General features: G+C 70.4%; 19 protein-coding genes and 2 riboswitches. Of the genes, 17 read left to right on the top strand and 2 right to left on the bottom strand.

Features of this window, described 5'->3' with window-relative positions:
* The first annotated feature begins 51 nt into the window (after positions 1–51).
* Entirely contained in the window at positions 52–1,020 is a 969-nt protein-coding gene (locus BM009_RS06985) for a hypothetical protein (protein ID WP_093294993.1), read from the top strand.
* A gap of 26 nt (positions 1,021–1,046) precedes the next feature.
* On the opposite strand, the gene BM009_RS06990 is transcribed toward BM009_RS06985, so the two are convergent.
* Positions 1,047–2,891, bottom strand: a complete 1,845-nt coding sequence (locus BM009_RS06990; protein ID WP_093295785.1) for a putative bifunctional diguanylate cyclase/phosphodiesterase — start codon at positions 2,889–2,891, stop codon at positions 1,047–1,049.
* A 174-nt stretch (positions 2,892–3,065) separates the two neighbouring features.
* On the opposite strand from BM009_RS06990, the gene BM009_RS06995 reads away from it, so the two are divergent.
* The 9 genes from BM009_RS06995 (at position 3,066) to cobJ (ending at position 14,685) form a co-directional block, all read left to right on the top strand.
* Entirely contained in the window at positions 3,066–3,824 is a 759-nt protein-coding gene (locus tag BM009_RS06995) for an acid phosphatase (protein WP_093294994.1), read from the top strand.
* Between the two features lie 74 nt (positions 3,825–3,898).
* On the top strand, positions 3,899–5,212 hold the full coding sequence (locus tag BM009_RS07000) for a DUF5690 family protein (RefSeq protein WP_093294996.1): 1,314 nt from the start codon (positions 3,899–3,901) through the stop codon (positions 5,210–5,212).
* A riboswitch (cobalamin riboswitch) is annotated at positions 5,202–5,421 on the top strand. It overlaps the preceding gene by 11 nt.
* A 173-nt stretch (positions 5,422–5,594) precedes the next feature.
* The gene (locus BM009_RS07005; RefSeq protein WP_254772183.1) at positions 5,595–6,617 is read left to right on the top strand and encodes a HoxN/HupN/NixA family nickel/cobalt transporter; all 1,023 of its coding nucleotides are present in this window, start codon (positions 5,595–5,597) and stop codon (positions 6,615–6,617) included.
* A 24-nt stretch (positions 6,618–6,641) separates the two neighbouring features.
* Positions 6,642–6,863, top strand: a riboswitch (cobalamin riboswitch).
* A 185-nt stretch (positions 6,864–7,048) separates the two neighbouring features.
* A complete protein-coding gene (gene cobW, locus BM009_RS07010) occupies positions 7,049–8,086 on the top strand; it encodes a cobalamin biosynthesis protein CobW (protein WP_093294999.1) in 1,038 nt (345 codons plus the stop codon).
* Positions 8,087–8,098: 12 nt separating this feature from the next.
* On the top strand, positions 8,099–11,458 hold the full coding sequence (cobN, locus tag BM009_RS07015; RefSeq protein ID WP_093295000.1) for a cobaltochelatase subunit CobN: 3,360 nt from the start codon (positions 8,099–8,101) through the stop codon (positions 11,456–11,458).
* The gene (locus BM009_RS07020) at positions 11,455–12,579 is read left to right on the top strand and encodes a cobalamin biosynthesis protein CobG (protein ID WP_093295002.1); all 1,125 of its coding nucleotides are present in this window, start codon (positions 11,455–11,457) and stop codon (positions 12,577–12,579) included. Before cobN ends, BM009_RS07020 begins: the two co-directional genes overlap by 4 nt.
* Positions 12,579–13,208, top strand: a complete 630-nt coding sequence (locus tag BM009_RS07025; RefSeq protein WP_093295003.1) for a precorrin-8X methylmutase — start codon at positions 12,579–12,581, stop codon at positions 13,206–13,208. The genes BM009_RS07020 and BM009_RS07025 overlap by 1 nt, the downstream gene beginning before the upstream one ends.
* Positions 13,205–13,930, top strand: a complete 726-nt coding sequence (cobI, locus tag BM009_RS07030) for a precorrin-2 C(20)-methyltransferase (protein WP_093295005.1) — start codon at positions 13,205–13,207, stop codon at positions 13,928–13,930. Before BM009_RS07025 ends, cobI begins: the two co-directional genes overlap by 4 nt.
* Complete coding sequence (gene cobJ, locus BM009_RS07035; protein ID WP_093295006.1) at positions 13,927–14,685, top strand: precorrin-3B C(17)-methyltransferase; 759 nt, start codon at positions 13,927–13,929, stop codon at positions 14,683–14,685. The genes cobI and cobJ overlap by 4 nt, the downstream gene beginning before the upstream one ends.
* On the opposite strand, the gene BM009_RS07040 is transcribed toward cobJ, so the two are convergent.
* On the bottom strand, positions 14,652–15,410 hold the full coding sequence (locus BM009_RS07040) for a cobalt-precorrin-6A reductase (RefSeq protein WP_093295008.1): 759 nt from the start codon (positions 15,408–15,410) through the stop codon (positions 14,652–14,654). The two genes, cobJ and BM009_RS07040, sit on opposite strands and share 34 nt — an antisense overlap.
* On the opposite strand from BM009_RS07040, the gene cbiE reads away from it, so the two are divergent.
* Genes cbiE through bluB form a run of 7 tightly spaced genes read left to right on the top strand, consistent with a single transcriptional unit; the run spans position 15,409 to position 21,018 of the window.
* Positions 15,409–16,605 carry a precorrin-6y C5,15-methyltransferase (decarboxylating) subunit CbiE gene (cbiE, locus tag BM009_RS07045; protein WP_093295009.1) on the top strand — a complete coding sequence of 399 codons (1,197 nt, stop codon included), beginning with the start codon at positions 15,409–15,411 and terminating at the stop codon, positions 16,603–16,605. The genes BM009_RS07040 and cbiE overlap by 2 nt on opposite strands.
* Entirely contained in the window at positions 16,602–16,949 is a 348-nt protein-coding gene (locus BM009_RS07050; RefSeq protein ID WP_093295011.1) for a cobalamin biosynthesis protein, read from the top strand. Before cbiE ends, BM009_RS07050 begins: the two co-directional genes overlap by 4 nt.
* Entirely contained in the window at positions 16,946–17,731 is a 786-nt protein-coding gene (gene cobM, locus BM009_RS07055; protein WP_093295012.1) for a precorrin-4 C(11)-methyltransferase, read from the top strand. Before BM009_RS07050 ends, cobM begins: the two co-directional genes overlap by 4 nt.
* A complete protein-coding gene (locus tag BM009_RS07060) occupies positions 17,728–19,044 on the top strand; it encodes a cobyrinic acid a,c-diamide synthase CobB (protein ID WP_093295014.1) in 1,317 nt (438 codons plus the stop codon). Before cobM ends, BM009_RS07060 begins: the two co-directional genes overlap by 4 nt.
* Positions 19,041–19,778, top strand: a complete 738-nt coding sequence (gene cobF, locus BM009_RS07065; RefSeq protein WP_093295015.1) for a precorrin-6A synthase (deacetylating) — start codon at positions 19,041–19,043, stop codon at positions 19,776–19,778. Before BM009_RS07060 ends, cobF begins: the two co-directional genes overlap by 4 nt.
* Complete coding sequence (gene cobO / locus BM009_RS07070; RefSeq protein WP_093295017.1) at positions 19,775–20,377, top strand: cob(I)yrinic acid a,c-diamide adenosyltransferase; 603 nt, start codon at positions 19,775–19,777, stop codon at positions 20,375–20,377. The genes cobF and cobO overlap by 4 nt, the downstream gene beginning before the upstream one ends.
* On the top strand, positions 20,374–21,018 hold the full coding sequence (bluB, locus tag BM009_RS07075; protein WP_093295018.1) for a 5,6-dimethylbenzimidazole synthase: 645 nt from the start codon (positions 20,374–20,376) through the stop codon (positions 21,016–21,018). The genes cobO and bluB overlap by 4 nt, the downstream gene beginning before the upstream one ends.
* The last annotated feature ends 16 nt before the right edge of the window (positions 21,019–21,034 follow it).

Below are 21,034 nucleotides of genomic sequence, written 5' to 3' on the forward strand. Positions count from 1 at the left end.
GCCGCATATAAGGATAGGTGTTGGAATACAGCATCTTCGAGGGGAAAGTTGATGTCTTCGATCCGTCCGTCGTCGCAAGCCGCCGATCTTGCCGGCATCGCCACCGTTGCGCAGGTTGGTAATGACACCAAAGCTGCTGACGCCATGCCGGCGGCAGTGGAGCCGTCGGCGGCAGCCGCCGACCCGCGCGGCGTGCAGCTCGCGTCCGACACGGCGAATGCGCTGCTCGCAGCGCAATCCGACAAGGCCGAGACCGCCAAGTCCAAAGACGAGGCGCCGTCCGTCTACGAGATGTTCGTGCCGCCCCTGGAGGGCTTTTCCTCGCATGAATTCGCCATGGGGATCAGCGACCCCGAGCGGGTGAGCAGTTCGGCAGGGTTGAGCGATGCCGATGTGTTGAAGGATGTGCGGGCGCGGTTCGACGACAAGACGGCGCGCATGGCGGCCGATGTCAACAAGAACTCCATGGAATATGTCTACTCGATGGTCGGCGACCTCGATACGCGCTCCATGGCGCTGGTCGCCGCCGACACCAGCGGCACCTTCTCCGATACGGAGAAGCAGATGGCGGTGATGGCAACGCAGTGGCAGGATCACCTCCGCGCCGGCGGCTATGTCGGATCGGCCGAACTGCACAACACCTTTATCGGGATGGGACTTTCGTCCGTTCGGCCGCAGGATCGCGCAGAGGTCATGCGCGTGTATGACGGCGAGGCGGCGAAGGATACGAGCGTGCGCAGCCAGCTAGGCCGGGCTTCCGCACGGGTCACGCTGGGCGAGGAACAGAGCAAGGCGGTGTTCGGCGACATCTCGACGAGCACCAATCCGGATGACAAGATGCTGAGCCTGCTGGTTGAAGCCATGACCAAGGCGAAGGAGACCGACCCGCAGATCACCAGCGAGTTGCACGGCATCAACACCGCCGACGACCTGAAAGAGGCAGAGTGGTTCAAGCCCTATGTCGAGCGGTTCAACCAGCTGCTGGGCGAGCAGGCGTCGAATTCGGCCAAGGCAGCCTGAAGCTGCATGTTCGACGCGGTGCAGCTTCAGTGAAGCAGTGCGGCGTCGGAGGCCGTGCCGGCGGCACCGCGCGTGGGCGAGAGCGGCAGGATCTTCGCCGCCCGCAGGAACTCGGTCGCACGCTCGACGCCGACCGCGGGCGAGAACAGATGCCCCTGGCCATAGGCACAGCCGATGCTGCGCAGGCGATCCGCCTGCAGCTCGGTCTCGACCCCTTCGGCGATCACCCGCATGTCGAGCTCCTGCGCGATGTGCAGCACGCCCTCGACGATCGCGCGGCTGGCGCTGTTCTGGAGCAGCTGGTCGGTGAAGCTCTTGTCGATCTTGATGAAATCGACCGGCATCGTCAGCAGATGGGTGAGCGACGCATAGCCGGTACCGAAATCGTCGAGCGCCACCAGCAGCCCCTGCGCGCGGAACCAGCGCAGCGTGTCCGCGACGACGGTGTCGCCCTGGCCTAGATACACGGTCTCGGTGATCTCCAGCACCAGATGGTGGAGCGGCACGCCATGCCGCGCCAGCGTTTCGGGGATCATCTCGCGCAGCCTTGCGCCATGGAAGTCGCTCGACGAGAAGTTCATGCCGACATGCGGCGGGGCGATGCCCAGATCGCACCAATGGCGCAGGTCGGCGGCGACGCGATCGAGCATCCGCGCGGTGATCGCGCCGGCGACCTTGCCGTCGGTCGTCGCCTCGAAGAATTCGGCGGCGGAGACGATGCGGTCGTCGGTACGCATCCGGCACAGCGCCTCGAAGCCGAGGATCTCGCCGGTCTTCAGGTCGAACAGCGGCTGATAGTGCGGCAGCAGCCGGTCCTCGGCGAGCGCGCGCTCCACCGCGTGGATCGCATCGAGCCGCCGCGCCATGCGGGTGGCAATGCCCGGCACGTAGCGGACGAAGCTGCCGCGCGCGGTCTCCTTGGCGTGATAGAGCGCGAGATCGGCGTTGAGCCGCACCTGCTCGGCCGTCTCGCCTTCGCCGATCAGCGCACCACCGGCGGTCGCGCGGGGGACGACGTTGCGCTCCCCGTCCTCGATCGGCTGGGCAAGCGCATCGAGCAGCATGCGCGCGGCTTCGGCGGGGTCGGCGAGCGCGGCCGGGCTCTGCACCAGTACCGCGAACTCGTCGCCGCCCAGACGATAGGCGCGATCGGGCGCGGCCGCTTCGGACAGGCGACGCGCGGCGTGGATGATCAGTGCATCCCCGGCGACATGGCCGAACGTGTCGTTGACGATCTTGAGATTGTCGAGATCGACCAGGATCAGTCCCCAGGCGCCGGGTTCGCTGCAATCGAGGTCGCTGAGCGAGGTGGTGAAGGCCGAGCGATTGGGCAGGCCGGTCAGGCCGTCGAGCTGCGCACGGCGGACCTGCTTGGCGCGCCAGATGTCCTGCTCGATCGCGATCGCGCAGAGGTGCAGGCATACGCGGACGATCCGGCGCTCCATCGGCGTGGGGCCGCGCGGCACGCGGTAATAGAAGGCGACGACGCCGGTGACCTCGCCGCGAGCGTTCTTGATCGGGTTCGACCAGCAGGCGCGCAGCTCCAGCGGACGTGTAAGGTCGAGATATTTGGCCCAGTTGGGATCGGTTTCGATATCGGTGCTGGCGACCGGCTCGCCGAGATAGGCGGCGGCCCCGCAAGAGCCCACCTTGGGGCCGATCATCATGCCGTCCACCGCCTCCAGATAGCTTTCGGGAAGGGCCGGACCGGCTACCGGATGGAGCCGTCCGGCAAGATCGACGCGCAGCACCATGGGGCGGACATCGGGCAGGCGCACCTGCACCTCCCGGCACAGCCGATCGGTGACCGAGGCCAGGTCGGCGCCTTTGGCGACAAGCTCCAAGATGTTATTCTGAAGCGAGATGTCCACGTCGCCCCCATGTGCAGGTTCCGGCATCTTGCGCGCGCCGCCTTGCCTGCAGCATAATGCAGGCGCCTGTAAAACTACGTAGAAGAATGGCGCGCGGCAGAGTAGGGGGCGCGGCATGCGCACCCAGCTCCACGCCTCCACCTCGGGCTTCGGCGCCCGACCGGGCCTTCCCGCATGATCCGCGCCGGCTTTTTCGCGGCGCTATCGCTGCTGATCGCGGCGCCCCAGGCGAGCGATATCGCGCCGTATTTGGCGGCGGGCCAATATCCCGACGGCATGGCGATCCTGCCGCCGCCGCCCGCGCTGGACAGCCCCGGCGCGGCGCTGGACATGGCAGTGTTCCGCGCGACCCGGAAGCTCGAGGGAAGCCTGCGCTGGCGGATCGCCACCGACGACGTCACCAACGATCCGCTGCACCGCAACGCTTGCGCGATGGGGATGGTGCTCGATGCCACGCGCGCGCCGGCGCTGGCGCGGCTGCTCGCGCGGGCGGGCACCGGCCCGGTCGTCGGCAAGGTCAAGGCCGCCTATCAGGTGCCGCGCCCCTATCTGCGCGAGGACGGGCCGATTTGCGAGGCCAAGACCGCGCATCTGGCGAGCAATGGCGACTATCCCTCGGGCCACACCGCCAATGGCTGGCTCGAAGCACAGATCCTCGCCGAGGCGATGCCGGACAAGGCCAGCGCGATCCTAGCCCGGGGCCGGGCGTACGGCGAAAGCCGGGCGATCTGCGGGTCGCACAGCAAGAGCGCGGTGGAAGCCGGCTATATGGCCGGCGCCTCGGTGTTCGTCGTGCTCCAGACCTCGCCCGCCTATCAGCGCGATCTGGTGGCCGCCCGGCAGGAAGTGGCGCGGCTACGATCCACGGCACCGCACCCCGATGCCCAAAGCTGTGCCGCGGAAGCCGAGGCGCTGCGCGTCCGCCCCTGGTGACGGGGGCGTAACTTCGCTGTCATGAAGCTGTCGCGCAGGCTCGCCACAAGCGCGGCGCTTCATGGGGAATCGCAATGCTCGGTGATGGCGCGAGCGGAGCCGCGCGAAGTGCTTCGGGGTTTACGCTGTTCCTGGGCGGGCTCGCGGCGTTCAGCGCCTATTTCGCGATGTACGCCTTCCGCAAGCCCTTTGCGGTGGCGACCTATGCCGGCGTCGTCGGCTGGCACTTCGCCATCGACTACAAGACGGCGCTGCTGATCGCGCAGGTGATCGGCTATGCGCTCTCCAAGCTGATCGGCGTCCGCGTCATCTCCGAAGCCGGACGGCAGGGACGGGCCCGCATGATCCTCGGGCTGATCGGCGCCTCGTGGATCGCACTGGTGCTGTTCGCACTGATCCCGGCGCCGTGGAACGTCGCCTGCCTGTTCTTCAACGGCCTGCCGCTGGGGCTGATCTGGGGGCTGGTGTTCAGTTACGTCGAGGGGCGCCGCGTCTCCGAACTGCTCGGCGCGATGCTGTGCGCGAGCTTCATCCTGTCTTCGGGCGTGGTCAAGTCGGTGGCGGTGCTGCTGATGGGCGCTGGCGTCGCGGAGCAGTGGATGCCGGCGGCGACAGGGCTGGTGTTCTTGCCGATGCTGCTGGTCGCGCTGTGGCAACTCGAGCGCTTGCCCCCGCCGGACGCCTGCGACGAAGCCGAGCGCACCGCCCGGGTGCCGATGCAGGCTGCCGATCGCGCCGCCTTTCTGCGCGCGCATGGCGCGACGCTGGTCATGCTGGCGATCGGCTATGTGCTGCTCACCGCGCTGCGCGACGTGCGCGACAATTTCGCGCGCGAGCTGTGGACCGCGCTCGGCTATGGCGGCGAGGCGGCGGTGTTCTCCGCGAGCGAATTGCCGATCGCGCTGCTCACGCTTGCCGCGCTGGCGCTGCTGATGCTGATCCGCGACAATCTGCGCGCGCTGCTGGCGATGCACGGGCTGATCCTGCTCGGTGCGCTGTGCCTGGGCGGGTCGACGCTCGCCTTCCAGGCGGGGCTGCTCGCGCCGCTACCGTGGATGACGGTGGCGGGGGCGGGGCTTTACCTGGCCTATACCCCGTTCAACGCGATGCTGTTCGATCGCATGATCGCCGCGATCGGCACCGCCGCCAATGCCGGGTTCCTGATCTATATCGCGGATGCCTCGGGCTATGTCGGCAGCGTGGCACTGCTGCTCGTCCATGCGCTCGGCACGCCGGAAGTGCGCTGGCTGCCCTTCTTCATCACCTGCTGTTACGCGTCCGCACTCGCGGTGGGCGGGCTGACCTTGCTGTCGGCCTTGCATTTCCTGCGTGCGGGCACCGACCGGCGGTTGATCCACCGCCCGGCTTCCCCTACCACCGGCGCCTGATCGCGCCGGTGCCCTGACAAGGGGCTTAATCGGGAATGCGGTGCGGGGGCTTGCTCCCAAATCCGCGGCTGTCCCTGCAACTGTGAGCGGATAGCGCGATGCACTGGCCCCCGATCGAGGGGCAGCCACTGGGCCGATCCGGCCTGGGAAGGCGTGCAGCGTGCCGGGACCCGCGAGCCAGGAGACCTGCCGGCGTCCGGTCGCTCTTGCCCTGGCCCAGGGGATGGCCGCGGCACGGTTTACTCCGTCTGAGCGACGCATGAGCGGCTGGGGCCGTTTGCGGTTGCGTGGCTCGGTCGCCGGAGGCGTCCGGCCGGGGTGCGCGATCGGCCGCTCGCGGTGGCCCCCGGCTTGGTCGCACGACGCCGCCGGAGTGCCTATAGTGTCCGTTCTGCCGTTGCGCGCGCGCATCCTCCTGCTGTTCGCGGGCCTGATCGCCGCCAATCTCGCCGCCTGGGGCTGGGCCTTCGCCCTGTTCCATGCCCAGCCGCTGATGCTCGGCACCGCTTTGCTCGCCTGGGGGCTGGGGCTGCGCCACGCCGTCGACGCCGACCATATCGCCGCGATCGACAACGTCACCCGCAAGCTGATGAACGACGGCCAGCGGCCGATCGCGACCGGCCTGTGGTTCGCGATCGGCCATTCAGGGATCATCGCCATCGCCTCGGCCGGGATCGCGCTCGCCACCGGCGCGCTGGCGGGGATGGGGGCTTTCAAGGAACTGGGCGGGGTGATCGCCACGGCGGTCTCGGCGCTGTTCCTGTTCGCTATCGCGGGCATGAACCTGATCATCCTGCGCGCGGTATGGAAGACCTTCCAGCACGTGCGCGCGGGCGGCGCCTATGTGGAGGACGATCTCAACCTGCTGCTCGCCGCGCGCGGGCCGCTGTCGAAGCTGTTCGGGCCGATGTTCCGGCTGGTCAGCAAGAGCTGGCACATGGCGCCGCTCGGCTTCCTGTTCGGCCTCGGCTTCGACACCGCGACGGAAGTGGCGATTCTCGGCATGTCGGCAGGGCAGGCGGCGCATGGCGTCTCGCTCGGCACGCTGCTGGTGCTGCCGGCGCTGTTCGCCGCGGGAATGGCGCTGGTCGACACGCTGGACGGGGTGGTGATGCTCGGCGCCTACCAGTGGGCGTTCGTCAAGCCGATCCGCAAGCTCTATTACAACGTCACCATCACGCTGATCTCGGCGCTGGTCGCAATCGTGATCGGGGGCATCGAGACGCTGGCGCTGATCGGCGACAAGATGGGCTGGACTGGCGGCGCCTTCGGCCTCGCCGCCGACCTCGGCGCGCATTTCAACGGTCTCGGCTTCGCGATCATCGGCCTGTTCGTCGCCTGCTGGCCCATCAGCTTCGCCATCTATCGCTGGCAGAGGCTGGACGAGATCGAGGTGCGGGTCTAGAGCCGTACGCGAAGGCCTTGCGGCCTTCGCAAAGATCGCGCCGGTGCCCCGGACATGGGGCTTAATCGGGAATGCGGTGCGGGGAGGCTTCTCCCCAAATCCGCGGCTGTCCCTGCAACTGTGAGCGGATAGCGCGATGCACTGGCCTCCACCGAGGGGCAGCCACTGGGCCGATCCGGCCTGGGAAGGCGTGCAGCGTGCCGTGACCCGCAAGCCAGGAGACCTGCCGGCGCAACGGTCGCTCTTGCCTTGGTCCAGGGGATGGCCGCGGCACGGTCTTGCTTCCGTTCGAGCGACGAAGCTGTGCGGCTGGGGCTGCACGGTCGCGTGGTGCCGGGCGATTGTCGCGCCCGCCCGTCGTCGCGCGCCGGCTGGACACTCGTTCCGGCAAGCCCCCCCGTGTGTTCGCTCGGGCGCGGGGGAAGACATGCATGACCGACCTGGCCAAGGTCCCCGTTACCATCGTCACCGGCTTTCTCGGCGCGGGCAAGACGACGCTGATCCGCCACCTGATCGAGAATGCCGCAGGGCGCCGCCTCGCGGTGGTCGTCAACGAATTCGGCACGCTCGGCGTCGACGGCGAAATCCTCAAATCCTGCGCGATTCCCGATTGCCCGGCCGAGAACATCGTCGAGCTGGCCAATGGCTGCATCTGCTGCACCGTCGCCGACGATCTCATCCCAACGGTCGAGCGGCTGCTGGCGCTGGAGCCGCGCCCCGACCATATCCTGATCGAGACCTCGGGCCTCGCGCTGCCCAAGCCGTTGCTCAAGGCGTTCGACTGGCCGGCGATCCGCAGCCGCATCACAGTGGACGGCGTGCTGGCGCTGGCCGATGCCGAGGCGGTCGCCGAGGGCCGGTTCGCGCCCGACCTGGTGGCGCTGGAGGCGCAGCGTGCTGCCGACCCCGGCATCAACCATGAGACGCCGCTGGCCGAAGTGTTCGAGGATCAGTTGGCCTGCGCCGACATGGTGCTGCTCACCAAGGTGGATCTGGCGGGACCGGAGGGCGTCGCTGCCGCTCGCGCGGTGATCGCAGCCGAGGCGCCGCGGCCGGTGCCGGTGGTCGAGATCCGAGAGGGCGCGATCGACCCGCGCGTGATCCTGGGGCTCGGCGCTGCTGCCGAGGACGACCTTGCCGCGCGCCCCTCACACCATGACGGCGCCGACGACCACGAACATGAGGATTTCGACAGCACCGTCGTCACCTTCGGCGAGATCGCCGATCCCGCCGAGCTCGTCGCCCGCATCGAGCGGCTGGCGCGCGAGCACAAGGTGCTGCGGGTGAAGGGCTATGCGGCCGTGACCGGCAAGCCGATGCGGCTGCTGGTACAGGCGGTCGGCGCGCGGGTGCGGCACCAATATGATCGCCCCTGGCGTCCGGGCGAGCCGCGGGGCACTGCGCTGGTGGCGATCGCCGAGCACGACCATGTCGATCCCGCAGCGTTCCGCGCGGTGCTGGCCGGCTGAGGCACAGGGACGATGCACGTCCTGTTCCGCGAAACGCACGGGCTGGAGGAGAATGCCTCGCCCCAGGACCTCGGGCAGGCGCCTGCGGACCTGGTGGTGCTGTCCTTTTCCGACAGCGATCTCGGTGCGTTCGCGGCGGCGTGGCGTGGCGGGCAGGGGGCGCTGCCCTCGCTGCGGCTGGCGAACCTCGCGGCGCTGATGCACCCGCTGTCGGTCGACACCTATGTCGAGCGGACCCTGTCGGGGGCGAAAGCGATCCTGATCCGGCTGATCGGCGGCATGCCCTATTGGAGCTACGGCCTCCAGCAGGTGGAGGCACTGGCGCGCGAACGGGGGATCGCGCTCGCGGTGCTCCCGGCGGACGGGCGGCCGGACGAGCGGCTTGATGCGGCGTCGACCGTGCCGGTGGCCGTGCTGCGGGAGCTTTCCGCACTTTGCGACGCCGGTGGTGCTGACGCGGCACGGGTAGCGCTGGGTGTGCTGGCGAAGGCGGCGAATATCGGCTCGGGGGAGGCCGAGGCGTACACGCCGTTGCCGGCGTTCGGCCTCTGGCATCCTGCGTATGGCGTCGTTTTCCTCCCTAACCGTCATCCCCGCGAAGGCGGGGATCCATTTGCCAGGACGCCGGTGACAGGAGCCGAAAGCTTCCCACCAATGGATCCCCGCCTACGCGGGGATGACGATGGGTGTGAGGCGGTGGAACGACCAAGCTGGACCCGCACCGGCAGGCCGCTGGTCCTGATCGTCTTCTACCGCTCCTATCTTGCCGCCTGCGACGTCGATCCGTTCGAGGCGCTTCACGCCGCCTTCGAGCGCGCCGGCTTCGACACGCTGTCGATCTTCGTACCCTCGCTCAAGGCGCCGGACGCCCGCGCGCAGGTAGAGCAATGGGTGCGCGACCTCGCCCCCGCCGCGATCGTCAACGCCACCGCCTTTTCGGCACGCGACGAACAGGGCCGGTCGCCGCTCGACGCTGCCGGTGTGCCGGTGTTTCAGGTCGCGCTCGCCACCGCGCCGCGGGACGCCTGGGCCAGTGCCGAACGCGGGCTTTCGCCTGCCGATCTCGCGATGCATGTAGTCCTGCCCGAACTCGACGGGCGTGTGTTCGTCGGCGTCGCCAGCTTCAAGGCGGCCGAGGCGCGCGACGAGGCCCTGGGCTTTGCCCGCACGATCCACCGCGCCGAGCCGCAGCGGATCGAGGCGATCGTCGCACGCGTCGCAGGCTGGGTCGCGCTTGCGACGAAGCCCGTGGCGGAGCAGCGCATGGCGCTTGTTCTCTCCACCTATCCCGGCAAGGCCTGGCAACTCGCGCACGCCGTCGGCCTGGACGCGCTCGCCTCCGCCGAAGCCATCGCTGCGGACCTGGGACAGCCGGTGAACAGTCTGGCCGAACGGCTGCAGCGCGACACGCTGCGCTGGCCGCTGGCCGCCTATCGCGAAGCGCTCGCGACACTGCCCCAGCCCCTGCGCGAGGCCCTCGACACGGCTTGGGGAGAGCCCGACGCCGATCCCGCGTGCCGCGACGGCCATGTCCACTTCCATGCGATCCGAAGCGGCACGCTGCTGATCGCGCTCCAGCCCGAACGCGGCGATCCGGCGACGCGCGAGGACAGCTACCACGATGTCGGCCGGGTCCCGCGCCACGGCTATGTCGCATTCTACCTGTGGCTGCGGGCGCAGGGCATCGACGCGCTCGTCCATGTCGGCGCGCACGGGACGCTCGAATGGCTGCCCGGCAAGGCGGTCGCACTCTCCGATGCCTGCTGGCCCGAGGCGCTGACCGGCGGCCTGCCGATCCTCTACCCCTTCATCGTCAACGATCCCGGCGAGGCCGCGCAGGCCAAGCGCCGCACCGGCGCGGTCACCATCGGCCATCTGCCGCCTGCACTGAAGGCGGCGGGGTCCGGCGCCGGCCTGGGCCGGATCGAGGCGCTGCTCGACGAATTCTCCAACGCCGTCGGCCTCGATCCCGCGCGGCGCGACCGCCTCCAGGCCGCGATCCGCGACGAAGCCCGCGCGGTCGGGCTCGACGCCGAGCTGGGGCTCGACGGCGCCGCCAGCAGCGCCGAGGCGATCACCCGCATCGACCGGTTCGTGTGCGACGTGAAGGAAGGCCAGTTCGGCGACGGGCTCCATGTCTTCGGGCGCGGCGCGTGCGGGGACGAGGAACGCGCCGGCCTTCTCGCGGGCCTGGCGGGCAAGCGGATCGCGGCGGGGCCCTCGGGCTCGCCCTTCCGCGGCCGTACCGACGTGCTGCCCACCGGCCGCAATCTCTATACGATTGACCCGCGCGCGGTGCCCAGCCGGGCCGCGCACGGGCAGGGCATCGTCCTCGCCGACGAGCTGATCCGCCGCCACCTGCAGGATCAAGGCGACTATCCCAAGGGGCTGGTCGTCGACCTGTGGGGCTCGGCGACGATGCGCACCGCGGGCGAGGAATTTGCGATGGCGCTCCATCTGCTCGGCGCCGCGCCGGTGTGGGACACGGCCTCGGAACGGGTGACCGGGGTCGAGATCCTGCCGCTCGCGATGCTCGACCGTCCGCGGATCGACGTCACCCTGCGCGTCTCCGGCCTGTTCCGCGATGCCTTTCCGACCCTGCCGCAGCTGTTCGGCCAAGCGGTCCGGGCGCTGGCGGCGCGTGACGAAGCACCGGAGTGGAATCCGTTCGCCGGCAAGGATGCTGGCGCGCGCGTCTATGGTCCCCGCCCTGGCAGCTACGGGCTCGGCTTGGGCGATGCGGCGGAAACTTATACCGAGGAGGCGCGGCACGCGGCGGGCGAGGCATGGCTCGCCGCATCGGATCATGCCTTCGACGGCCGCGAGGCGGTGGCCGATCCCGAGGGATTGCGCGCGAGGTTGGCCGGTGCGGATGCGTTCGTCCATCTGCAGGATCTGCCCGAGACGGACCTGCTGCTCGCCGCCGATTACGCCGCGCACGAAGCCGGCTTCGCCGCCGCCAAGGCCCTCAGCGGCGGGTCGACGGCACTCTATCACTTGGACGCCCGCGATGCCGCGCGCCCGGTCGCCCGGCCGCTGACCGAAGAGATCGCCCGCGTCGTCCGATCACGCGCGGCTAATCCGGGGTGGATCGCCGGCATGCGCCGCCACGGCTTCCGCGGCGCGGCCGAGATTGCGGCGACACTCGATCATCTCGGCACCTTCGCGCATCTGGCGAACGCGGTGCCGCCGCAGCTCTTCGATCTGTACCACGACGCGACGCTGGGCGACGCCGAGGTGCGCGACTTCCTGGCCCGCGAGAACCCGGCGGCCTTGGCCGCCATGGAGGCGCGCTTCGCGGCGCTGCATGCGGCAGGGCTCTGGCAGACGCGCCGTAACTCGATCCTGGCCGGCCTCGGAGGTGCGGCATGAGCGACTTCCAGGTGCGCGGCTGGTGCCCGGACGCATGGCGGCCGATGGCGTCGGGAGACGGCCTGCTGGTACGTGTGAAGCCGCGGCTTGCCCGGCTGACGCGCGCGCAACTGCTCGGCCTTTGCGATGCCGCGCTGGCGCAGGGCAACGGCCTGATCGACCTGACCAGCCGCAGCAATCTGCAGGTCCGCGGCGTTGGCGAAGCTGGTTGGCGGAAGCTGGTCGATCGACTGATCGCGCTGGAGCTCGTCGATCCCGATGCGGAAGCGGAGAAGCGCCGCAACCTGCTGGTCGCACCCGATTGGCAGCCAGGCGACGACACCCAACGCATCGCAGGCGATCTGCTCGCGATGATCGACGCGCTGCCGAGCCTGCCAGGCAAGATGGGCTTCGTGATCGACGCCGGGCCCCAGCCGCTGCTGGCCAATGCACCGGGCGATTTCAGGATCGAGCGAGACGCCGGGGGGCAGCTGATCCTCCGCGCCGACGGCCGCGCGAACGGAGCACCCATGGCCACCGGGGACGAGGCCGCCGCGCTCGTCCGGCTGGCGCATTGGTTCGTCGAGACCGGCGGCGCCAGCGCCGGTCGCATGGCGCGCCACGCCGCGCCGCTGCCGGACTGGGCAGCCGGGCGTGTCGCTCCCGCTGCGCCCGCCGGGCCGATCGCGCCGGGCCCGCACCCGCTCGGCACCGCCCTGGCAGTCCCGTTCGGGCAACTCGACGCCGCAGCACTGGCGGACGCGATTGTCGAGGATGTCGCGGGGGTCCGGATCACGCCGTGGCGCACGATCCTTGCCGAAGGTGCCTGGCTCGACGCGGCCGGCCTGATCGTCGATCCGGCCGATCCGCTGCTGCGCGCCGACGCCTGTGTCGGCGCGCCTGCCTGTCCGCAGGCCAGCGTCGAGACGCGAACACTGGCGCGCCAGCTCGCGCCGCTGGTCTCTGGGCGCCTCCACATCTCGGGCTGCGCGAAGGGCTGTGCGCGGGCCGTCGCCGCCGACGTGGTCGTGACGGGGCGGGAGGGCCGGTTCGATCTGGCCTTCGACGCTCGTGCCGGCGCCCCGCCGACCCGAACCGGGCTCACGCCCGACGCGCTGCTTGCTCTTTTCGGAACCGATTGATGCCGTACCGCTACGAAACCGATGGCGCCGCCATCTACCGACGGTCCTTCGCGACGATCCGCGCCGAGGCCGATCTCGCCCGCTTCTCGCCCGAGGAGGAGCCCGTCGCGGTGCGCATGATCCACGCGGCCGGAATGGTCGAGCTGGCGCCCCATATCCGCTTCTCGCCGGGCTTCGGACAGGCGGCCCGGACGGCACTGGCCGAGGGCGCGCCGATCCTGTGCGATGCACGGATGGTGTCCGAGGGGATCACGCGCGCGCGGCTGCCTGCGGACAATCACGTCCTCTGCACGCTGCATGACCCGCAGGTGCCGGCGCTCGCCAGGGACATGGCGAACACGCGCTCGGCGGCGGCGCTGGAGCTCTGGCGGCCGCATCTGGCCGGGGCGGTGGTGGCGATCGGCAATGCGCCGACGGCGCTGTTCCATCTGCTCAACATGCTCGAGGACCCGGCATGTCCGCGCCCGGCCGCGATCATCGGCTGCCCGGTGGGGTTCGTCGGCGCGGTGGAGTCGAAGGCGGCGCTGTGGGCCGCCGCGCCGGTGCCCTGCTGCATCGTCGAGGGGCGGCTGGGCGGCAGCGCGATCACCGTCGCCGCGGTCAACGCAGTGGCGAGCCGCGCCGAATGAGCCTCGGCACCATTCACGGCGTGGGCCTTGGTCCCGGCGCGCCCGACCTGCTGAGCGTCCGCGCTGACCGGCTGGTGCGCGGTGCGCGGCATGTCGCCTACTTCCGCAAGGCAGGTCGGCCGGGCCAGGCGCGACGGATCGCGGAGGGCATGCTTCGGGCCGACGCGATCGAGCTGCCGATGGAATATCCGGTGACGACCGAGATCCCGGTCAGCGACCCGCGCTACAATGCCTGCCTGTCCGCCTTTTACACCGAATGCACCGAGCGGCTGCTGGCGCTCTCCCGTGCCGGCGAGGACGTGGTGGTGCTGTGCGAGGGTGACCCCTTTTTCTACGGCTCGTTCATGCACCTCCATTCGCGGCTGTCGGGACATGTGCCGGTGGCGGTGGTGCCGGGCATCACCGGCATGGCGGGGGCATGGAACGCGACCGGCCAGCCGATCACCTGGGGCGACGATGTGCTGACCATCGCGATGGCGACGCTGCCCGAGGAGGAACTCGTCCGCCGCATCCGCGACACCGATGCGCTGGTGGTGATGAAGATCGGGCGTAATCTGGCCAAGCTGCGCAGCGCCGTCGCCGCCGCAGGTCGCGAGGCGGAGGCGTGGCTCGTCGAGCACGCCGCGATGCCCGAGCAGCGGGTGACCCCGCTCGCCGAGGCGACCAGCGTCACGCCCTATTTCTCGATCCTGCTGATCCATGGCCGGGGGCGCCGCCCATGAGCGGCTGGCTGGCCATCGCCGGGCTGGGGCCGGGGGACGAAGCGCTGGTGACGCCCGAGGTCACGGCCGCGCTGGCCGAGGCGACCGACGTCATCGGCTATATCCCCTATGTCGCGCGGGTGGTGCCGCGCGCGGGGCTGACGCTGCACGCTTCGGACAACCGGGTAGAGCTCGACCGTGCGGCGCTCGCGCTCGATCTTGCGGCGCAGGGGCGACGCGTGGTGGTCGTGTCGTCGGGCGATCCCGGCGTGTTCGCGATGGCGGCGGCAGTGTTCGAGGCGCTCGAAGCCGGGCCGCAGGCATGGCGCGCGCTGGACATCCGCGTGCTGCCGGGGATCACCGCGATGCTCGCGGCGAGCGCGCGGGCGGGGGCGCCGCTCGGGCACGACTTCTGCGCGATCAACCTCTCGGACAACCTCAAGCCCTGGGCGCTAATCGAGAAGCGGCTGCGGCTCGCCGCCGAGGCCGATTTTGCGATGGCCTTCTACAATCCGCGGTCCAAGGCCCGGCCGCACGGCTTTGCGCGGGTGCTGGCGCTGCTGCTGGACGTCTGCGGGCCGGATCGCCCGATCCTGTTCGCGCGGGCTGTCTCGACCCCGGAGGAAGACCTGCGGATCGTGTCACTCGGCGAGGCGACCCCCGATATGGCCGACATGCGCACCATGGTGATCCTGGGATCGAGCCAGACGCGCTGGATCGAGGGGGCCGCGCGGCCGATCCTCTACACCCCGCGCTCGGTGGGAGCGGGCGCATGATCCAGCCATTCCAGCACGGCCGCCGGATCGGTGACCTCGGCGCGAGGCGGCAGCGCGGGGCGGTCGATCATCAGCACCGGGATGCCGAGCGCACGGGCCGCGACCAGCTTCGCCTCGGCGCCACGGCCGCCGGCATTCTTGCAGACGACCAGATCGATGCGGTGCGCTTCCATCAACGCACGGTCGCCTTCGGGGGTGAAGGGGCCGCGATCGACGATCAGCGCATGATCGGGGAGCGGGGGCGGTGCCATCGGCGCATCGACGAAGCGCAGGACATAATGGTGCTGCGGCATCGCCGCGAAGTCGGCGACATGCATCCGGCCGAGCGCCAGCAGGATGCGGCGCGGCGCACCGGCGAGCGCAGCCACGGCGCCTTCGATATCGGCGACCCGCGTCCATCGGTCGCCCGGAACCGGCATCCAGGCGGGGCGGGTGAGGGCGAGCAGCGGGACGCCCGCCAACTGCGCCGCCGCGACCGCGTTGGCGCTCATCGTCGCCGCGAAGGGATGGGTGGCGTCGACCAGATGCGTCACGCGCGCCTCGCGCAGATACGCGGCCAATCCGTCCACGCCGCCGAAACCGCCCACTCGCACCGGGATCGGCTGCGCACGCGGCGCCTCGGTGCGCCCAGCATAGCTCAGCGCTGCCGTCACGCCGCGTTGCGCCAGCAACCGCGCGAGCGCACTCGCTTCGGTGGTACCGCCCAGCAGCAGGATGTTCGGCATGGCTGATCTTCCCTGGCTCACCATCATCGGACTTGGGGAGGATGGTGCGGACGGTCTTTCCGCCGCCGCCCGCGCGGCGCTGGAAACCGCCGAGCTGGTCCTGGGCGCCGCCCGCCACCTCTCGTTGCTGCCGCGGCTTAGGTGCGAAGCGCGCGCGTGGCCAGTGCCCTTTGCCGACGGCGTGCCCCTGCTCCTCGCCGAGCGCGGTCGCCGGGTGGTGCTGCTCGCCTCGGGCGACCCCTTCTGGTTCGGCGCGGGGACCAGCGTCACCCGGCATCTCGCCCGCGAGGAATGGACCGCGCACCCGGCGCCGTCCAGCTTTGCGCTGGCGGCATCGCGGCTGGGATGGGCGCTGCAGGATACCACGTGCCTCGGGCTGCACGCTGCGCCGTTCAGCCAGCTTCGACCGCATCTCGCGCCCGGTCGGCACCTGGTGGCGACGGTTCGGGACGGCGCGGCGGCGGCGGGGCTGGCGGCCTATCTGACCGGGGAGGGGTTCGGCGCCTCGATGCTGCATGTGCTCGAGGCGCTTGGCGGCGCGCGGGAGCGGGTCCGCTCGGTACGCGTAGATGCGCTCGCCTGGGAGGATATCGCGCACCCCGTGATGGTCGGTATGGAACCGGCGGGCGAGGGGGCGGTGCTGCCGCTCGCAAGCGGACGGCCCGATGGCTGGTTCGAATCCGACGGTCAGCTCACCAAGCAGCCGGTGCGGGCGCTGACCCTGTCCGCGCTTGCGCCGCGCGCGGGGGATCTGCTGTGGGATATCGGCGCGGGCTCGGGATCGATCGGGATCGAGTGGCTGCTCGCGCATCCCGCCAATCGGGCGATCGCGATCGAAGCCGATCCGGTGCGTGCCGAGCGCGCACGGGTCAACGCCGCACGGCTCGGGGTGGATCGCCTGGCCGTGTTGCTGGGCCGCGCGCCGGCCGTACTGCCGGAGGGCGTTCCCGATGCAGTGTTCATCGGCGGCGGCCTTTCGCAGGCGTTGCTGGAAGCGCTCTGGGCACGCGTGCCCGCCGGCACCCGCCTGGTCGCGAATGCGGTGACGCTTGAGTCCGAGGCGCTGCTCGCCCGGTGGCACGGCGCCGAGGGCGGGAGCCTGCTCCGGATCGAGCTGGCCGATGCGGTGCCGCTCGGCAGCCGCCATGGCTGGCGCGCACGCTATCCGGTGGTGCAGTGGAGCGTCACGCGATGATCGTCGCTGGCTTCGGCTATCGCAGCGGCGCCACCGCGGCATCGTTGCGCGCTGCGCTCGCGCTGGCGCAGGCCGGTGCGCCGCCCGTCACCCACGTCGCGACGTTGACCGAGAAGCTGCCGCTGCTGGCGGCACTCGGCCTGCCTGCCATCGCCGTCGAGGCGGTGGCTGGCATCGCCACGCCGACCCGCTCCGCGGCCAGTCTCGCCGCCCACGGCACCGGCAGCGTCGCCGAGGCCGCTGCGCTCGCCGCCGCCGGACCGGGCGCCCGCCTGCTCGTCTCCCGCCAGATTTCCCCCGACCGCATGGCGACCTGCGCCATCGCCGAAGGAGCCCCCGCATGACCGTCCATTTCATCGGCGCCGGCCCCGGCGCACCCGACCTGCTCACCCTGCGCGGCCGCGACCTGATCGCGGCGAGCCCGGTATGCCTCTATGCCGGATCACTGATCCCGGAGGCGATCCTCGCACATTGCCCGCCGGGCGCGCGGATCGTGAACACCGCGCCGATGGACCTCGATGCGATCCTGGCGGAGATCGTCGCCGCCCATGCCGTCGGCCAAGATATCGCTCGGCTGCATTCGGGCGACCTGTCGGTATGGTCGGCGATGGGCGAGCAGCTGCGCCGGCTGCGCGCGCTTGGCATTCCGTTCACGGTTACTCCCGGTGTGCCGGCCTTCGCCGCCGCCGCCGCCGCGCTGGAGGCGGAGCTGACCTTGCCCGAGCTCGGCCAGTCGCTGGTCCTCACGCGCACGCCCGGCCGCGCCAGCCGCATGCCGCCGCGCGAGAGCCTGACCAACTTCGCCGCTACGGGCGCGACGCTGGCGATCCATCTGTCGATCCACAATCTCGCGACGCTCGTCGCCGACCTGCTGCCCGCCTATGGCGCGGACTGCCCGGTCGCAGTGGTGTGGCGGGCGAGTTGGCCCGACGAGCGGATCGTGCGGGCGACGCTGGCGACGATAGAAACGGCGGTGGCCGGAACCATGGAGCGTACCGCGCTGATCCTGGTCGGCACGGTGCTGGCTGCGGAGAACTTCGCCGAGAGCAGCCTCTACGCCGCCGGCTATGACCGCCGCTTCCGGCCGCAGGACGCGTCGTCGCCGTTCGCAGGCAGCGGCGAATGAGCGTGCCCGGCCTGATCATCGCGGCGCCCGCTTCGGGCACCGGCAAGACGACCGTGATGCTGGGCCTGCTCCGCGCGCTGCGCGAGGCGGGCGTCGCCGTCACGCCATTCAAGAACGGGCCGGACTATATCGACCCGGCCTTCCACCGCGTGGCGAGCGGCCGCGCGTCGTACAATCTCGACAGCTGGTCGATGGACGCCGGCCTGCTCGACGGGCTCGCCGGCGAAACCGGCCAGAGCGACCTGGTGCTTGCCGAAGGCTCGATGGGGTTGTTCGACGGGGTGGCGCGGGCAGGTGCCAGCGGCACGGGCGCCACCGCCGATCTGGCACGGCGCTATGGCTGGCCGGTAGTGCTGGTGGTCGACGTCTCGGGACAGGCGCAGTCGGCGGCGGCGACCGCGCTGGGCTTTGCCCGGCTCGATCCGAGCGTTCCCTTCGGCGGGGTGATCCTCAACCGCGTCGCCAGCCCGCGCCACGAGCGACTGGTGCGGGCAGGGATGGAGACTGCAGGCATTCCGGTGCTTGGCGCACTCCCGCGCCGTGCCGATCTGGCGCTGCCGGAGCGGCATCTGGGGCTGGTACAGGCCGTCGAGCATCCGCACCTCGACCGCACCATTGCCGACTATGCGGCGTTCCTCCGAGACCACGTCGATCTCGACGCCCTGCGCGCGGCCGCGGCAGCGACGGCACTGCACCGCGCAGACGCGAGTGCGAAACTGCCAGCGCCGCCCGCCCAGCGCATCGCCATCGCGCAGGATGCGGCCTTCTCCTTCCTCTACCCGCACCTGCTCGAAGGCTGGCGCCGGGCCGGGGCCGAGATCCTGCCTTTCTCCCCGCTGGCCGATCAGGCGCCCCATGCCGCTGCGGACCTCGTCTGGCTCCCCGGCGGCTATCCCGAGCTCCACGCCGCCACGATTTCGGCGGCTGAGACCTTCCTTTCCGGCCTGCGCGCGCATGCCGAGCAGCGCCCGGTGCACGGCGAGTGCGGCGGCTATATGGTGCTGGGCGAGGCGTTGGTCGACAAGGGCGGGGAGACCCACCGCATGGCGGGGCTGCTGGGCCTCGTCACCAGCCACGCCCAGCGGCGGATGCATCTCGGCTATCGGCAGGCGACGCTCCTTGCGCCGGTTGCAGGCTTGCCCGCGGGTGCGCGACTGACTGGCCATGAGTTCCACTATTCGACGATCGTCTCGCAGACCGACGCACCGCTCGCCGATGTCGCCGATGCCGAGGGGAACGCCGTCCCAGAGACCGGGTCGGTGCGGGGCAACGCCACGGGCAGCTTCTTCCACCTGATCGCGGCGGCTGCATGATCGCGCTCCAGCTGATCGGCATCGGCACCGGCAACCCGGCGCACCTGACTGGCGAGGCGATCGCCGCGCTCAACGGCGCCGACCTGATCCTCGTGCCCCGGAAGGATAATGCTCCCGATCTGGCCGATCTGCGCGCGGCGATCTGCGCCGCAGTTCTCACCCGACCCGTGCCGATCGTCGCGTTCGACATGCCGGTGCGGGCAGGGCAGGACTATGTCCAGGCGGTCCATGCCTGGCACGACGCCATCGCCGACGCCTGGCGCGTGGCCATCGCTGCACATCTGCCGGGTGCAGGCAAGGTCGCGCTGCTGGTGTGGGGCGACCCGTCGCTCTACGACAGCACGCTGCGGATCGCCGCGCGGCTGCCGGACGTCACCGTTCGCGTGGTGCCCGGCATCACCAGCATCCAGGCGCTCACCGCCGCGCACGCCATCCCGCTCAACCCGCTCGCCGGCGCCGTGACGATCACCACCGGCCGCCTGTTGCGGAGCCATGGCTGGCCGCCCGAAGCCGACACGCTGGTCGTGATGCTCGACGGCGGCTGCGCGTTCCAGACGCTCGATCCGGCGGGCCTCATCATCTGGTGGGGTGCCTATCTCGGCATGCCCCAACAGGCGCTGGATTATGGGCCGCTTGGCCAAGCCGGGCCGCGCATCGCCGCCACCCGCGCCGAACTCCGCGCCCGCCATGGCTGGATCATGGACGTGTACCTCCTGCGAAAGGCCCCCCAATGACCCGCGACGACACCGCGCATGCCGAGAAGATGCGCAAGATCCAGGCCGCCCGCGCCACGATGATGGAGACCAAGACCGAGGAGAAGGGGCTGCTCATCGTCCATACCGGCAAGGGCAAGGGCAAGAGCAGCGCGGCGATGGGGATGGTCGTCCGTGCGATCGGCCACGGCATGAAGGTGGGCGTCGTCCAGTTTATCAAGGGCGCGATGACGACCGGCGAGAAGGCGGTGTTCGATGCCTTCCCCGATCAGGTCGAGTTCAAGCCGATGGGGGAGGGCTTCACCTGGGACACGCAGGACCGCGCCCGCGACATCGCCGTCACCCGGATGGCTTGGGAAGAGGTGAAGCGGATGATCGCGGATCCCTCCTACGACATGGTGCTGGCGGACGAGCTCAACATCGCGCTGCGCTACGACTATCTGCCGTTCGACGAGGTGCTGGCGGTGCTCGAAGCGCGGCCGCCGATGAAGCACGTCATCGTCACCGGCCGCAACGCCCCCGAAGCGTTGATCGAAGCCGCCGATCTGGTCACCGAAATGACGCAGGTGAAGCACCCGTTCCGATCGGGTGTTAAGGCGCAGAAGGGGATCGAGTTCTGAGCACCGCGCCCACCTTCGACGCGGCATTCCTCCGCCAGTTTGACACGCTGCTGCGCTGGCGCCGCGACGTGCGCCATTTCGACACGCGCGCGCTCCCGGCGGAGGAAATGACGGCGCTGCTGGAGACGGCCGCGCTCGCGCCCTCGGTGGGCAATGCGCAACCCTGGCGCTTCGTGCGGCTCCGCACGCCGGCGCTGCGCGAGAAGCTGGCGGCCCATGTCGACGCCGAGAATGCCCGCGCTGCCGCCGGCTATGCGGAGGAGGGGAGGCGCGACGCCTATCGCGCGCTCAAGCTCCACGGACTGCGCGAAGCACCCGAACTGCTCGCGGTGTTCTGCGACGAGCGCCCGGCGGCCGGAGACGGCCTCGGCATCGCTACCATGAAGGAGATGCTGCGCTATTCCTGCGTCACGGCGATCCACACGCTGTGGCTCGCCGCCCGCGCGCGCGGCATCGGCCTCGGGTGGGTGTCGATCCTCGATCCCGATGCCGTGACCGCGCTGCTCGACGTGCCGCCCGACTGGACGCTGATCGCCTTGCTCTGTCTCGGCTATCCCGAGGTGCCTTCCGACATCCCCGAACTCGAACGCCGCGGCTGGCAGGCGCGCGAGCTGCTTGCCGACCGGCTGTTCGAACGCTGACAAATCAGGAGTTTTC

Origin of the sequence: Sphingomonas sp. NFR04, from assembly GCF_900114095.1 — a bacterium.
Lineage (GTDB): Bacteria > Pseudomonadota > Alphaproteobacteria > Sphingomonadales > Sphingomonadaceae > Sphingomonas.

Excerpts from the sequence above, each read along its gene's own strand:
- cobM (WP_093295012.1), top strand. The coding sequence starts at position 16,946 with ATGACCGTCCATTTCATCGGCGCCGGCCCCGGCGCACCCGACCTGCTC.
- cobI (WP_093295005.1), top strand. The coding sequence starts at position 13,205 with ATGAGCCTCGGCACCATTCACGGCGTGGGCCTTGGTCCCGGCGCGCCC.
- cbiE (WP_093295009.1), top strand. The coding sequence starts at position 15,409 with ATGGCTGATCTTCCCTGGCTCACCATCATCGGACTTGGGGAGGATGGT.
- BM009_RS06995 (WP_093294994.1), top strand. The coding sequence starts at position 3,066 with ATGATCCGCGCCGGCTTTTTCGCGGCGCTATCGCTGCTGATCGCGGCG.
- BM009_RS07050 (WP_093295011.1), top strand. The coding sequence starts at position 16,602 with ATGATCGTCGCTGGCTTCGGCTATCGCAGCGGCGCCACCGCGGCATCG.
- BM009_RS07020 (WP_093295002.1), top strand. The coding sequence starts at position 11,455 with ATGAGCGACTTCCAGGTGCGCGGCTGGTGCCCGGACGCATGGCGGCCG.
- BM009_RS06985 (WP_093294993.1), top strand. The coding sequence starts at position 52 with ATGTCTTCGATCCGTCCGTCGTCGCAAGCCGCCGATCTTGCCGGCATC.
- cobF (WP_093295015.1), top strand. The coding sequence starts at position 19,041 with ATGATCGCGCTCCAGCTGATCGGCATCGGCACCGGCAACCCGGCGCAC.
- BM009_RS07000 (WP_093294996.1), top strand. The coding sequence starts at position 3,899 with ATGCTCGGTGATGGCGCGAGCGGAGCCGCGCGAAGTGCTTCGGGGTTT.
- cobO (WP_093295017.1), top strand. The coding sequence starts at position 19,775 with ATGACCCGCGACGACACCGCGCATGCCGAGAAGATGCGCAAGATCCAG.
- cobW (WP_093294999.1), top strand. The coding sequence starts at position 7,049 with ATGACCGACCTGGCCAAGGTCCCCGTTACCATCGTCACCGGCTTTCTC.
- cobJ (WP_093295006.1), top strand. The coding sequence starts at position 13,927 with ATGAGCGGCTGGCTGGCCATCGCCGGGCTGGGGCCGGGGGACGAAGCG.
- BM009_RS07060 (WP_093295014.1), top strand. The coding sequence starts at position 17,728 with ATGAGCGTGCCCGGCCTGATCATCGCGGCGCCCGCTTCGGGCACCGGC.
- BM009_RS07040 (WP_093295008.1), bottom strand. The coding sequence starts at position 15,410 with ATGCCGAACATCCTGCTGCTGGGCGGTACCACCGAAGCGAGTGCGCTC.
- cobN (WP_093295000.1), top strand. The coding sequence starts at position 8,099 with ATGCACGTCCTGTTCCGCGAAACGCACGGGCTGGAGGAGAATGCCTCG.
- BM009_RS07025 (WP_093295003.1), top strand. The coding sequence starts at position 12,579 with ATGCCGTACCGCTACGAAACCGATGGCGCCGCCATCTACCGACGGTCC.